Genomic DNA, 14,037 nt, shown 5'->3' on the forward strand with positions numbered 1-14,037 from the left:
TACATTAAATAGCAAGTGAGAATGGTGGGCAGTGCCCACCCTACGTTGAATAGCCTGTTCTACAAACTTGTCATGACTTGAGCTAGCTGATTTGATAAATCCACTTCACAGTATTGAGACTTTTGAAATAAAACGCCTGCTAAGTAGTAATGATTGCCTGAATAAAACGCCATTCCGTGTTTGCGTAATTTTTCTATGTGCTGCTTAACTTTTGGCTCGGAACTATAATAGCCGAATTGTAAAGGTAAAACAAAAAAGTTGGTTACATTATAACCATTAGCTTTTGCGTAAGCAATTGTACTCTTGGGATTAGAGTAGCTAGATACTAAAAGTAGGACATTTTGATAACCTAATGATAAAAGGTTATTCGTGACAGTGGCTCCATCTTCTCCACCAAATAACAAAGGCATATAAATATCATTATCTGGCGCAGGGAGATAGGGTGGATTGGCGACTAAATAATCAGCTTTTGGTTGAGAAGCATCAAACAAGCAAGAATTATAAATTATGTATTTATTACCTAGGTTGTATTCATCTATCGTTGAATTAGCGACTTTCCAAGCAGAGGTATTTAATTCAAATCCATGAATCACCCCATCAAACCTGTTTCTCAAGAGTGAATAAATAACAGGGCTGCCATCTCCTGAGCCAAATTCAACAACACATTCAGATTTTTTACAATTTTTCAAAACCAGGTTTTCCAAGCAGTTGGAATAGAAACTAGATTCTTCAGGGCAAGAAAAGATTTCTTTCATTTGACTATCACTATGTTGTAGGCTACAATTGTTAGAGTGGGAAATAGCCACCCTAAGAGGTATTGACATTTGATGAAATTGAGAAAGATTCCTTTAGCAAGCAATTAATGCCTAAAGGAATGGTTTGCACTTAGGTAAAGACGATTTTATTTTTAAGTTTGAAGATGTCTTAAATGGATGAGACACCTTGTTCTGCTTGACGTATTGACTGCACAACAGCCCGAGCAGCGCGATCGCCCATCAGCTTTTCTTGGTCGTACCCCAAAACCAGTTCCCACGCATCATGGGGATACATTTCCGCCAAAGGTAAAGCCACATCATCCAACATCCAGCGACCGTGGCGCTCATCCTCCCGAATGTGGACTTCCCAATAACTCATTGCTGCGTTGGAGACTTCCAACCTCTGCCCTGCTGCAACATAGTTTCTGAAAGTTGCAGGTACGGATATCTCAAAATACGTCAACCCACCGTTATAACGCAGAAAATAGCGCTTGCGTTCGCTGATTAAATAGCTGTGATTGGAACAAGCCAGAAGTTGCCAAGGAACTAAATCAAAATATCCTTCTGGTTCGGTGTTCATCCCAAACTCGTTGAGCATTTGAGCAAAAAACGTAGAATGCTTGCGAGGTAAGCGACCGTTGCCGTACTCTTCTTGAAAGACTCGCATCAGCGTACACTGTACTGCATTAGCTGCGCCACCCAGAATACGGGGAAGGTGGCTGCTTTCCACCAAGCCCTCAAATGAGCCAATAGCCAGCAAGTGACGGTAGCCAACTTCACTCATCTGTTTGCGGATGTAGTGACTGTTTTCTGACAAAGGTGGATCTAAGTCATATGCAGCACGCTCAATAAGAGCTTGCTTAACACCCCGAACATCTAGTTTTTGTAATGCTGCTATATCGATTTGTGAGGTTTCCCACTCCTGCCAAGCTGTTTCTATTTGGTCGCGCACTTTATACAAATAAAAAGAGCGCTCGTTGATATAGTGCCGCAGGTCGTCGTACCAAAACAGGTTCAACCTATTGATACGATAAAGTATGCGCTGAAGAAAGAGGTGAGCCGCATTATCACCTGCACCATTTTGGTAAGCAGCGCGAATAGCTACAGACAGGGTGCGTTCAAACTCACTCTTGAGTGCAGGTTGTGCTTCGAGTTTTTTGTCTAAATCCTCTGTCGCAAGCAGGTCTATAAATTGCTGTTCGGAACGCTCATAGATTGTATCTATTCTTTCCTCTATCTGCGTATTTTTTTTTTCAGCGTTTGCGATAGGGGACATAAGTCGTCCAAAGTAAAACATCAAAAGTCAAAAGTAAAAATGGGAAAACCCAGTTCAATAGATCATTATACATTGATTGCTCTACAACAAGTAAATGTGTCATGAGCAATCTAAAATGCAAACGATTGACTGAGTTCTGCCCTTAATATTTATAGTATTTCCATTAAGTAGCTTTTATTACATCTCCCATAGGTGATAAAGAAAAATGAAGCTGTTGAATGCAAAATTCAACCCTCAGACACAGATTGAGCCGAGAAAGCGCCGAAAATGAGGGGTATGGGGATAATAGTTTTTAACTTTTAACTTTAGAAATTGTAACTTTTGACTTTTGATTTCCTTAAGGGGTAGTCGTTGGAGTTGGAGCGGGCATCATAAGTTTATTAGGTATGAGTTTACTGGGTGGAAGTTGTTCTATGGTAATCAGTGCTTCCATCACTGTTTTGGCAATTGGTGCGGCGACACTACTACCAAAAGCATTTTGTCCTTTTGGTTCGTCTACTAATGCCAACACCACATAACGGGGAGCTTCGACTGGCAAAATACTCACAAAGCTAGTAATTTTGGCATTCATTAAGTACCCACCCGATGCACTGGCTTTTTGTGCTGTACCAGTTTTCCCGGCGATGCGATAGCCAGGAATTTGAGAAGCTCTTCCTGTGCCATCATCGACGACACTTTCCATCATTTCTACAACTTTTTGAGTCGTTGCATAGGAAAAGATTTGACGTGGGGCTGGTCGTGTGGGCAAATAGTGTAATTGTCCTTTGCTATCCACAAGCCCTTTAACCACGTGAGGCGAGACTAATCTACCGCCATTGGCTAATGCTCCATGCATTTGTACGAGTTGCAATGGTGTTAGAGAAAATCCCTGACCAAAGGAGGTTGTTGCGGGTTCAACTGGTGTGGCAAGAAATTGTTCCTGACCTTTTAACTGACTGTTAACTGTAAAGGGCAAATCTGTATCCACATTTTGTCCCAAACCCAAACGTTCTAACCAACCATAATAAGCTGAAGGTCGCAATTTTTGCATGATTTGCACCATACCAATATTACTGGAGTGTTGCAAAATTTCAGCTATGTTAATCCGTCCATAACGTTTATTTTCAGCATTTCTAATTGTGCGATCGGCAACTTGAATGGAACCGGGATCGCTGAAAACATCATCAGGTTTGATGATTCCTGCTTCTAAAGCAATAGCAACATTTAAAGGTTTAAAGGTCGATCCCGGTTCATAAAGGTCTGCTACCGTCCAGTTTTTAAACAGTGAAATATCTGCTTTTGAGTATTCATTGGCATCATAAGTCGGCTGGGTTGCCAAGGCAAGTATGGAACCATCCCATGCGTCCATAACAATCACTGCTCCCCGTTTTGCCTTAAATTTTTTCATTTGTTCTTTAAGTGCAAAGCGAGCAACTCTTTGCAAGCGATTATCTAGAGTCAGTTGCAATCGCAGGTCATCAAAATTGAGAAAACCCTCAGGAGCATAATCCGGCATAATGGCTCCATTCCCAGCTCTACTGAGTCGCATGGTCTGCACGGAACGCTCTAGTAATTTCTCTTGGCTGTATTCCACACCTGCCTGACCGCGACGGTCAAGATTGACATAACCTACCACTTCTGATACTAGATCCTGCTGTGGATAGAATCGAGAATATTTTTGAATTAACTCTATACCATTGAGGTGTAATGAAGACACGCGATCGGCAACTTCTTCAGGTAAGGTAAGAGCTAATGTAATACCACTTTTTTTGTTGTCAAACTTTTTTTCTAACTCAGCTGCATCTCGATCCAGTATGGGCGCAAGCAGTACTGCTACTTCTTGATTGGATTTTGCAAATAACTTGGGATGGGCATACAAAGTGTATACAGGACGGTCAATTGCTAGCAAATCCCTATTGCGATCTATGACCGGACGCCGGGGCATAAAAGGACGCAAATTAACCATTTGCTGATTTCGTGCCCTTTCTGTTAGCTTTGGTCCCCGGACAATTTGTAACTGGTACAAGTTAAAAGCCAAACCGATTCCAGCACTCATGAGTAGACCCCAAACTATAAACAGCCGGGGTTTAGTATTGTTAAGCCAATCCTGTGCGTGAGTTTCCGAGGGAGTGCGTTGCAGAGTTTCTTTCCTCTGTAGCGACTCGCGGCGCACTGATGACACTTGCTCTTGGGTTTGGTCAGGTACTTGGTTTTGTATTCCTTGTTTGGAAACCCTCTGCCGACGCTTAATAAATTCTGGTTTGGGAAAGTTCCTAAATCTTGTTCTACTTGGTGACTTTTGCATGAAAATCGTCCTTTGTCCCAATGCTCATGACTAATGACTAATGACTAATATCCCGTTGGGTTGATGGTTTGCTGTTGTATTTCAGGAATTGGGATTTTGGTATTGGAAGGAGGGTTTGAAGTTACAGGCGCTGGGTTGAGGAATATCATTCTATTGGGCGAGGGCGATACTAATTTTTCTGGTTGTTTCTGTGCTTCCTTAGCCATGTTGTTTTTTAGTGTTTCGTTGGTTGTCATCAATTGTCGTTCTTGTCGCTGCAGGTTTTGCAGTTTCCGGTACGACTGACTCCAAAATTCTTGAGAATAAACTGTTAAACCATAAACTACAAGCGTTGCAGCCACTAACAGAAATGCCACAATCGAAGAATGACGGTGTATTCCGTACAACCGTAACAACCACAATGGCATGGATTGGGAAGGCATAACAGGAATGGTTGACAATTTTTGTTTGCTTCGCTCTTGCCTTTGTGAGAGAGTTTTCGGTGTACCAGAAGTATTAAGCCCTATTTGCTGTGAGGAAGTTGGCACATTTCCTGAAGGACGCCTTCGTTTTTCCGAAGGTTTTGGTGAAGAAAAAGCAGGCAAAGGAATTTGGTTCGTTCTTAAAAGCCTTGCCCGTTGGGCGACTTCTTGATGTGTGGAAAGTTTCTTTTGATTGACAGAAGGGCGATGTCTGTCACTTTTTGCTGCTGTTCGAGATAAGCTGCCCGTTGCAGAAACACCTGATTTGCGAGCAATAGCCATAATCTGATTGGATAAAAAGTAATCTAACTCTAAATAGTTGATAGTTGACAGTTGACAGTTGACAGTCAATAGTTAACCGCCAGGAGCCAATGAATCAAGTAACACCCTACACCGAATATGCGTATTCTGATAGGTAGCTGCACTAATCTTTGCATTTCCCTTAAAACCCCGTTTCTCCCTTGAAACTGGGTTTTTTGCAATTTTAAGCGGTCATTTGACGCCTTGGGTATAGAAACAAGGCATTGCCTTAGTATGACAATGCCTTGCCTTTCCAGGCAAGAGTGTGCAAGAAATATAATTTTTGGTATGATGACGCCGTTAGGATCTGATTTAGGTTTAATTGCATTCTTTCTATAACTATAGGAAGAATCCAAGCTTTTTACCTCAATCTGTATTCCAAAGTCACTTAAAAAAAAACAACAAATAGGGTATCGTATTCATCAGGCTAAATTTGTTCTTGCCGCAATTGGTGAAAGAGGAGTTATGAAAATAAAAATCCTTGGTCTTTCTTTGATGTTAAGTCTAGCAGCAGCTCTCGGTGCATGCGAGGGCGGTGGTGGTACTGGTGGCGCTGGTGGTGGCGACACAACATCTCCAGCTGCTACTACTTCACCGGCAGCTGAACCTGCTGACACTGGCGCTGCCTCTCCTTCTCCTACTGCTAGCCCAACCGCAACTCCAAGCCCCTAAGTGGTCATCTCAAGACAGCCAATTCTATAGATTGGGATTGTTGCAGCACTCCTCCATAAATTGATTAAGTCAACGTTTTCAAATTGTCAATAAAAGAGTGGCTGTCTTTTGAGGGTGTAGGAGGTAGTTGTACAGACAGACAATCTGGTAACAGTGTTTCATCTTGCCAGGTTTTTGCAGAAACCCGGTTTCTTGTAGAAACCGGGTTTCTTAGTAACTTTGTTTATATAGGCTAGTACAAAAAGGTGAAGTATGAAAACTAAAGGATAAAAGTAACAGGCTTATACTGCAACCTTTACAACGAGCGTGGAATAGTAGCCTGATTTTCGCCAATGTCCACCATATGAATTTTGAGGGGCTGCAAGATTTCCGAGTTCATAGAGAAGTCGGGGAGCGGATCTAGATAACCTAAGAGAATTCATGCGGTCAAGTACTAGATTTTTAACAGTACTGGGTACCAACTCTTGAAGTGAGGAGTAGGATAGAGAAAAGAAAAAATACCCTGAAATTCATTACTCAAAAATCAGAATTTGGTTTCTCGACTGTGAAGCGAATCATATTTATCCTTTTAAGCATTGGCACTACTATTATGGTAGGGTTGAGCAGCTATTGGGGATCGTTGGTTATGGCATTACCACCACAGGAAGATATCCCGGAAGAAATCTTGCGGATGGAAATTATTACGGCAGCGCGATCGCCTATTGATGGTAAACCTTTAAGTGCTGCAGAGTATGCAAAATTACAAGCACAACTGTCAGTAATCCCTCCCCCAAAACTCGACCCCAAAATTCGAGAACAAGTTTTTCTGCTGCGAATACGTAAGTTTTTACTTCAACTCTTCCCGTTTTTAGACCTATAGTTACAATTGCTCCCTTATTCCCCAGCCCTTTCTTACCTAAGTTCGATGACTGTAAAGACAAAATTTGCAAATAAATGTAAAGAATAGTAATAGAGCTTTTAAAAAGTAAGTTTACTTAGCCACTTTATTTAGCGTAGGTAGCTCCATGTCTATGACAACTATACCCCCTGAACAAATTAACCGCATAGTTTGGAATCAGCATCAAGATCCCTTTGAAGTCCTTGGTGCCCATCTCATAGAGGAGAACGGCAAAAACATCTGGGCTGTGCGAGCCTACCTACCCAATGCCAGTGAGGTGACGGTGATCCTTCCTGAAGAACGGAAAGAATATCCAATGGAAAGCGTTCACAATCCCCACTTTTTTGAATGCACGATAGACACAAAAGAACTGGTGAACTATCAGTTTCGTATAAAAGAAGGGGAACACGAGCGAGTCATCTATGACCCCTATGCTTTCCGTTCTCCCAAGTTAACAGATTTTGATTTACACCTCTTTGCGGAAGGAAACCACCATCGAATTTACGAAAAACTCGGAGCGCATCTCACTGAAGTTAACGGTGTAAAGGGTGTTTACTTTGCTGTTTGGGCACCCAATGCCCGTAACGTCTCAATACTGGGAGATTTCAATCACTGGGATGGACGCAAACACCAGATGCGTAAAGGACAAACTGGTATTTGGGAACTGTTTATCCCCGGACTGGGAGTAGGGGAACATTACAAATATGAAATTAAGAACATAGAAGGGCACATTTACGAAAAATCCGATCCTTATGCTTTTCAACAAGAACCGCGCCCTAAAACCGCATCCATTGTTAGCGATTTAGATGCTTACACTTGGAGTGACGACGACTGGCTGGAAAAACGGCGGCACACCGATCCCCTCACGCAGCCCATCTCCGTCTATGAAGTGCATTTAGGCTCTTGGTTGCATGCCTCCAGCGCAGAACCCGCCAAACTACCCAACGGTCAAACTTCCCCTGTCGTTACCGTTTCGGAACTCAATCCGGGCGCACGCTTCCTGACATATCGGGAACTAGCAGAACGGCTCATTCCCTATGTTAAAGACTTGGGATACACCCACATTGAAATATTACCCGTTGCCGAACACCCCTTTGATGGCTCCTGGGGTTATCAAGTCACTGGGTACTACGCACCTACCTCCCGTTACGGTTGCCCAGAAGACTTCATGTACTTTGTTGACCAATGCCACCAAAACGGTATAGGCGCCTTCATTCTCACCCAGAATTATTTGGGTCATTCTCTCTCCTATTAAATTGAGTGAATTGGCAGCTGGATATAAACAATCCAGTAAATTTGAGTAAAAAAAGGCAGACAACACATCTGCCCAAAATACCCGAGAGTTAAATTATTTCTTTAAGATGAAACCGTTGGAGACAAAGCCAAAGTATCATCTAAAATTCTCCAGGAGTGTGGAAACCGCGCATCTTCAGATCGTAGAGGAAACACGGCACGGCTAATTCCCAAAGCCGTTTTATCCATACCGCCTTAGAGCTACTTGCTGGGCGTCTACGTTTGTAATGTACTTTCGAGCTTGACAGTTACTATCTCAAAGTTTTCGCTCTGTACGCATACGGTTTTTGCTCAAATGAGCCTCCCAGTAGGAGCAATGTTAGCCATGCTTCCTTCGTCGGCACGCTCCGCGAACGACAAAGTTAACGGTCGGTACTTTCCGCTCCAACACTAGCTTCAAACCTTTACGCTTGTTTAATTGCTTGGTTCTAGGGTCACGGAATCGGCTACGTATTCCGGAGTAGGAATTTAAACACTTGCCGCTAACGTAGTACCGCCCTTACGGGAAGTCAAAATTCAAAAGTCAAAAGTCAAAATTAAAAATGTTTGAATTCTGACTTGATACTTTTGACTTCCGCGAAGCGGTGTTGAGTCTGGTAAGCTAGGCTCCAACTAGTGCTAGATCTAGCTGAAGCTTCCGAATTTAATTCGGAGGTTGCTTACCTCAAAGCCTATAGCGATTCTCAATTGTGTAATCTTAGTAGCGTCGGGAGTAACCTCCACCACCGCCACCGCGTCTACCACCACCACCGAAGGAAGAACCTCTGTCTTCCTTGGGCTTGGCTTTATTCACTTTCAGGTCACGACCCATCCATTCAGCACCGTCAAGCCCCTCAATCGCGGCAGCTTCTTCTGCCTCCGATCCCATTTCTACAAAAGCGAAGCCTCTTACACGGCCTGTTTCCCGGTCCGTAGGTAACTGGACGTTTTTGACAGTTCCATATTCCGCAAAAACTTGTCTGAGGTCGTCTTGTCCAACCTCATAAGATAGGTTACCAACGTAAATTGACATAAAATTTCTCCAGAATCATATGGTGCAGAGAGTTAGATTCGGAGAGACACTTGTAAGTAGATAAAAACAAATTGTGCAACCGAATTTAATTCCTAGAAATATACTATAACATAAAGTCAGATTTTATATTGTTAACATTTGAGACAATTCCAAAAAAGGCTCGATTGTCTTGTGCGATGGGCAACACGAGCCGTCCTAGAAGCGATCGCCCTTACACAGTTGCCCTCGTCATTGTTCTGTATTGTAAGCGATCGCTCAAAAATCTGCCTCCTTGCTCCTATTATCTGCAAAATTTTGCTCAACATCAATATGACATCCAAACCCACGCTCGATCCACGGAATGTAATACGCAGCAATCTCAATACAAGTTGCTACGGCAAATGCCACAAGTGCGGGATATGTTCCAATACACTGAAAATCTGCCGAAAGTGGTAGATGCCCGTAAATTGCAGCAATACTCATGACTAGAGGTGGTACAAAAATGCGAAAGCCACAAGCTGCACTAAGAGCAACTCCTATACTAATACTTATTAAAGTATCCATAATTACTGTCGCTACCTTTTTGCTCGAGCGCTCAAACAATTTCAAATCTTATATAACAATGTTTTTTAAGAAAAAAGCCATAACTAAAAACATCTAGCAAAAGAGTAGTAGGGATTACCACATTAAACTAGCCCCTAGATAATGGCTACTCTTGAGGTAAAAGTTTAAGTTTGTCGATAGTGGGTGTGGGCTGCTCTTCGATTTGAGGTTGCGGATTTACTTTAAGAACGGGTTTAGATGAGGGATTTTGTCTCTCTCTAAGAATTTGAATTTCTCTTTCAATCAAATCCTGTCCTTTATTGAAAAAGTCTTGGGAGTTGAAGGGAACCAGGTCACGGGACAAACGTTGAGTGTTTACTGTACTCAAACGAGGAGTATCTTGCAAGGCATAAGCAGAGGATTGCCCAACTAGCAGAAAAGGCACTAAGTATACTAAGGCTTTTACTTTCATAGAGCGCTGAAGTGGCAGTTTTAAAGGTATGGCTGTCTTTGTAGAAAAATAATGTTTCAAACCATGTTGTTTTGGTTTGATTACATTTACTAGGGTAAAGCAATCAATTTTTTCATGCCCTCATGCAAATGGGTGAAATTTTGGATGCAAGAATCACTTGACGGCGGGAATATTATCTACGCATTTTTCCTTAGATAAATAGACAATTCTGCCTGAAGATATTCCTTAATAAATGCAAGGTAGCCCAAAATTTCTACCAAAAGATAGATAGTAGTACAAATTGGCGAAAATAAGGCTACTATTGCACGCTCGTTGTAAAGCTTATAGTATAATCCTGTTACTTTCATCCTTTAGCCTTTATACTTCAGCCTTTTTGTACAAAAGCCACTTACTATTGAAGCTTTATGAGCAAAGTTTATTTGATCACAGGAACATCAACCGGATTCGGTCGCTCCCTGGCAGAAGTAGTTTTAGAGCGTGGCGACAAAGTTGTGTTAACGGCACGAAAACCCGAACAAGTTGCTCAATTGGCACAAGCACACCCGGAGAATGCAATTGCTGTTCGGCTGGATGTAACCAGCGCTCAAGAGCGACAAGCATCTGTTCAAGCCGCCATTGAACGCTTTGGGCGGATTGATGTTTTAGTCAATAATGCAGGACAAGGTTCTCTTGGTGCTTTAGAAGGTTTTTCATCTGAGCAGATCCGAAAACAGTTTGAAGTCAACTGCTTCGGCGTAATTGAAATGACACGCTTAGTCTTGCCAGTGATGCGCCACCAGAAATCCGGTCATATTGTCAATATTACTTCCATTGGTGGTTTAGCTTCGATGGGTGGATTCGCTCTCTACTGCGCGACAAAATTTGCAGTCGAAGGTTTTTCTGAAGGCTTGCGTGATGAAGTTAAACCACTCGGTATTAACGTAACAATTGTCGAGCCCGGAGCGTTTCGTACCAACTTCGCTGGAGATGCCAATATGCAGCCTGAGAAAGAAATTGATGATTACAAAGCGGTAGTCGAGCCGATTCGAGAATATCTCTACGGCAGTAACGGCAAACAACCAGGCGATCCGAGAAAGGCAGCACAGGTGATGATTCAAGCGATTGAATCACAGAATCCGCCATTGAGATTGATGCTGGGGGCGGACGCTTACGGTTTGTGGGAACAAAAGCGGACAGCCGAACGCCAAGAATTTGAGCAGTGGCAAGAAATTGGAATGAATACTGCCTATGAAGATGCTGTAGTTGCTCCAATTGGCGGCTAATATACGGAAGAATCACAAGGCAGTGCCCACCTTAAGTATTATTGCTTAAATGATTTTAGGGTGGGCAGTGCTCACCCTACGTATTAGCGTTGATAGTCTTTTAGGATTTGAAGGACCCGATCGTACCTAGTTTGATGACCTTGTTGCTGAAATAATTCTGCTGCTTTTTTCAAATCTTGGATTCCCTGCTGACTCTTCTTTGTGTTTAAGTACAGGATGCCCCGGTTTTTGTAAGCTAGAGCATAATCGGATTTAGCACCAATTGCTTGAGTGTAATCTTCCAGTGCTCCTTTGCGATCGCCTAATTCCAATCGTACATTTCCTCGGTTAAGATATGCAGAGTAGGGTCCTTTGTCTGTCCAATTGTTGATTTGAATTGCCTTTGTATAGTCAGCAATTGCGGCTTTTTTATTCCCCGTGTTGTGCTGGACAATACCCCTGTTGTAGTACACTTCAGAATCTTGGGGATTTATGCGGATAGCTTGGTTATAATCTGCGAGCGCCCCTTTATAATCACCTATCTCATCCCGTAGTTGTCCTCGGTTAATATAAGCATCCACGAGTCCTCCCTTACCCCAGTTTTGGTTGACTTGGATGGCTTTGTTGTAGTCAGCAAGTGCTGCCTCTTTATTTCCTAAATCGTAATGTGTTATGGCTCTGTTGTAGTATGCGAGGGAATAGCGGGGGTTGAGGCGGATTGATTGAGTATAATCTGCCAATGCTCCTTGTAAGTCTCCTGCATTCGATTTTTCCAGCCCTTGGTTGAGCATCTCAGTTGGAGTGCTTTGAGGGCTCACCATTTCTGGTGGTGTTTGAGCATAAACTTGAGGAGTACTTACTAAAACAGCGATCGCACCCAGTATTGCAATTGAAGTTGAAGTTAATCTCATAAACTTTTATTTAGTTGTGTGACCATACAGGAAATTGCTTCCAACTTAGGATGCCCAATCTTGCGGAAAAATAACAAACTCGGTGTTTTAAATTCTGTGTCAAATCAAGTATTTTTTATAACGTTTTTATAAGCCAAACTACGCAATCAGATCTAGAGCACCAGTACGTGACAGCGGTTTTTAGGTGAATAAACGAGAAATTGTAGGGTGTATGCTGCCCACCGAAAGACCGTGTAGGAAACAATTGAGGTATTGGCGGGCACCACTAAAGTGAAAATCACCCTAGTGAGGCAAATGTACCCATGCTCTCATGGGTTCATTTTTAATTCTTGACATTTTGTAGTATGTGTATTATAAAAGTAATATGTCTCTCTTTTATGAGGGGCTAAAGTCAGATTAAACCTATATTGTTGACCCTCTATAGCAGTCCTATTTAAGTTGTAAAAATTAACTACCATAGCGTATAGCCCAAAGAGCATAGCCTACGACAACGCGGAGCCTGTACTTTGCGCTTAGCGTGCGTGCTAGCGCATAGACGCAAAGAGCGCCAAGAAAAGAGAGAAGGAAGAATTTTACAAAGATTTAGGATTGCCATATCAAAGCATATTTCCATTGCATCTGTATACAATCGTAGGTTTCATGTAGAGCTATTGCTGTGAATAATTAACAGCAATAGTTTGTTGCAAACTATCTAATTTTTTTCAAAATACTTATAAAGGGAGGTAAATTATGAGCACCCTTAAAGTTGAGGTTGTTGAAATCAAGAGTGTTGTTACTCACCCCAATGCTGATAGACTGGACATAGCCAATGTAGAGGGGATGGCATATCAGGTTATTACGGCCAAAGGAAATTTTAAACCTGGAGATTTAGCTTATTACTTTCCTATTGACAGTGTTATTCCAGAACAATATTTAGATGATTTTAATATTCGTTCTTATTACTCTAAAAAACTGCGTGCTGCTAAATTGCGAGGTATTTTTTCTGAGGGTTTGCTCATTCCTGTAGGCGATAATTTTACAGGAAAACCTGGAGATGATTACACTGCACATTTTGGTGTGACTAAGTACGAATATCCAATTCCTGAAAAAATGCGTGGGGAAATGGAAAATGCGATCGGGCACTATAAATTCCCCAGCCCGGAACACCTCAAACGCTATCAAGATGTGCTAATTGAAGGTGAGGAAGTCGCAGTCACAGAAAAGCTACACGGAACTAACTTTACTGTTTTAGTCGATGCTGATGGTAACACACACATTGGCAGCCACAACTACTTTTGGAAAAATACTGAAGCTAACAAAAAGTTAGTCTATATTCGTGCTTACCACGAAAACATGGCTTTGCAAAAACTGCCATTGGCAACTCAAGTTTTTGGCGAAATATATGGTGTTCAGGATATTAAATACGGCTTGAACAATGGTGACTTGGGTCTGGCTGTATTTGCAGTTCGTCATGGTAGTCAATTTCTTAATTACAATGAGTTTGTAGCATTTTGCGAAGAGTTCTCCTTACCAAGAGTACCCATACTTTATAAAGGTGCTTACAGCTGGGAGGCAGTGTCTCAGTTCAATAATGCAAATAGCGTACTCAGCCGAGACTGTATAATGGAAGGTGTTGTTGTGCAGCCTGTAGTTGAAAGAAATCATCCAAAAATAGGTAGGGTAGTCCTGAAATTAATTAGCGATAGATACTTACTGCGTAAGGAAGGAACGGAATTACATTAATACTGTTGTTGACTGTTGACGGTAGAGTGTTAACAGTCAATGGTTTTTTTGTCCGGAATATGATAAATAAAATTTACTTAAATTTTTAGTTGATATAATGCAAGTATTTTGAATCAAGTATACAATGCTGACAGGGTTAATGAAGCAGAAATGACATGACGTTCGTTTTCAAGTTCAAAGCCAAACAGCCATAATAAGACAACTTTATATAAAGCTCTTACCCCAGGAAGAAAGGATAA

Annotated in this window: 13 protein-coding genes and 1 pseudogene; 5 read left to right on the plus strand and 9 right to left on the minus strand. The window is 42.0% G+C overall.

Going from position 1 to position 14,037, the window contains the following annotated elements:
• Window positions 1-59: 59 nt before the first annotated feature.
• From ACYRY3_RS15160 to ACYRY3_RS15175, 4 genes are all read right to left on the minus strand, one after another.
• Window positions 60-755 carry a class I SAM-dependent methyltransferase gene (locus ACYRY3_RS15160; protein WP_460202470.1) on the minus strand — a complete coding sequence of 232 codons (696 nt, stop codon included), beginning with the start codon at window positions 753-755 and terminating at the stop codon, window positions 60-62.
• A gap of 169 nt (window positions 756-924) precedes the next feature.
• Entirely contained in the window at window positions 925-2,031 is a 1,107-nt protein-coding gene (locus tag ACYRY3_RS15165; protein ID WP_460202471.1) for an iron-containing redox enzyme family protein, read from the minus strand.
• Between the two features lie 337 nt (window positions 2,032-2,368).
• Entirely contained in the window at window positions 2,369-4,315 is a 1,947-nt protein-coding gene (locus ACYRY3_RS15170; RefSeq protein WP_460202472.1) for a peptidoglycan D,D-transpeptidase FtsI family protein, read from the minus strand.
• A gap of 44 nt (window positions 4,316-4,359) precedes the next feature.
• The gene (locus ACYRY3_RS15175; RefSeq protein ID WP_460202473.1) at window positions 4,360-5,058 is read right to left on the minus strand and encodes a hypothetical protein; all 699 of its coding nucleotides are present in this window, start codon (window positions 5,056-5,058) and stop codon (window positions 4,360-4,362) included.
• A gap of 483 nt (window positions 5,059-5,541) precedes the next feature.
• Here ACYRY3_RS15175 and ACYRY3_RS15180 point away from each other — a divergent pair, with 483 nt between their 5' ends.
• The 3 genes and pseudogenes from ACYRY3_RS15180 to ACYRY3_RS15190 form a co-directional block, all read left to right on the plus strand.
• Window positions 5,542-5,748, plus strand: a complete 207-nt coding sequence (locus ACYRY3_RS15180) for a hypothetical protein (RefSeq protein ID WP_460202474.1) — start codon at window positions 5,542-5,544, stop codon at window positions 5,746-5,748.
• Window positions 5,749-6,292: 544 nt separating this feature from the next.
• Window positions 6,293-6,607, plus strand: a complete 315-nt coding sequence (locus ACYRY3_RS15185) for a hypothetical protein (RefSeq protein WP_460202475.1) — start codon at window positions 6,293-6,295, stop codon at window positions 6,605-6,607.
• 151 nt (window positions 6,608-6,758) lie between these two features.
• A pseudogene (locus tag ACYRY3_RS15190) lies at window positions 6,759-7,841 on the plus strand (GlgB N-terminal domain-containing protein); the annotation flags it as partial.
• A gap of 140 nt (window positions 7,842-7,981) precedes the next feature.
• Here the strand turns inward: ACYRY3_RS15190 and ACYRY3_RS15195 are convergent.
• The 4 genes from ACYRY3_RS15195 to ACYRY3_RS15210 all read right to left on the minus strand — a co-directional run bounded on the left by ACYRY3_RS15195 (window position 7,982) and on the right by ACYRY3_RS15210 (window position 9,984).
• Window positions 7,982-8,107: a hypothetical protein gene (locus ACYRY3_RS15195; protein ID WP_460202476.1), complete on the minus strand. Its 126-nt coding sequence runs from the start codon at window positions 8,105-8,107 to the stop codon at window positions 7,982-7,984.
• Between the two features lie 508 nt (window positions 8,108-8,615).
• The gene (locus ACYRY3_RS15200) at window positions 8,616-8,930 is read right to left on the minus strand and encodes an RNA recognition motif domain-containing protein (protein WP_460202477.1); all 315 of its coding nucleotides are present in this window, start codon (window positions 8,928-8,930) and stop codon (window positions 8,616-8,618) included.
• Between the two features lie 255 nt (window positions 8,931-9,185).
• On the minus strand, window positions 9,186-9,473 hold the full coding sequence (locus ACYRY3_RS15205) for a DUF4126 domain-containing protein (RefSeq protein WP_460202478.1): 288 nt from the start codon (window positions 9,471-9,473) through the stop codon (window positions 9,186-9,188).
• Window positions 9,474-9,618: 145 nt separating this feature from the next.
• A complete protein-coding gene (locus tag ACYRY3_RS15210; protein WP_460202479.1) occupies window positions 9,619-9,984 on the minus strand; it encodes a hypothetical protein in 366 nt (121 codons plus the stop codon).
• A 344-nt stretch (window positions 9,985-10,328) separates the two neighbouring features.
• Here ACYRY3_RS15210 and ACYRY3_RS15215 point away from each other — a divergent pair, with 344 nt between their 5' ends.
• Window positions 10,329-11,186, plus strand: coding sequence for an oxidoreductase (locus ACYRY3_RS15215; RefSeq protein ID WP_460202480.1), 858 nt, complete (start codon window positions 10,329-10,331; stop codon window positions 11,184-11,186).
• 83 nt (window positions 11,187-11,269) lie between these two features.
• Here ACYRY3_RS15215 and ACYRY3_RS15220 read toward each other — a convergent pair whose 3' ends face one another.
• Entirely contained in the window at window positions 11,270-12,076 is an 807-nt protein-coding gene (locus ACYRY3_RS15220; protein ID WP_460202481.1) for a tetratricopeptide repeat protein, read from the minus strand.
• Window positions 12,077-12,805: 729 nt separating this feature from the next.
• On the opposite strand from ACYRY3_RS15220, the gene ACYRY3_RS15225 reads away from it, so the two are divergent.
• Window positions 12,806-13,798, plus strand: coding sequence for an RNA ligase family protein (locus ACYRY3_RS15225; RefSeq protein WP_460202482.1), 993 nt, complete (start codon window positions 12,806-12,808; stop codon window positions 13,796-13,798).
• The last annotated feature ends 239 nt before the right edge of the window (window positions 13,799-14,037 follow it).

This window comes from Scytonema sp. NUACC21 (assembly GCF_054684315.1).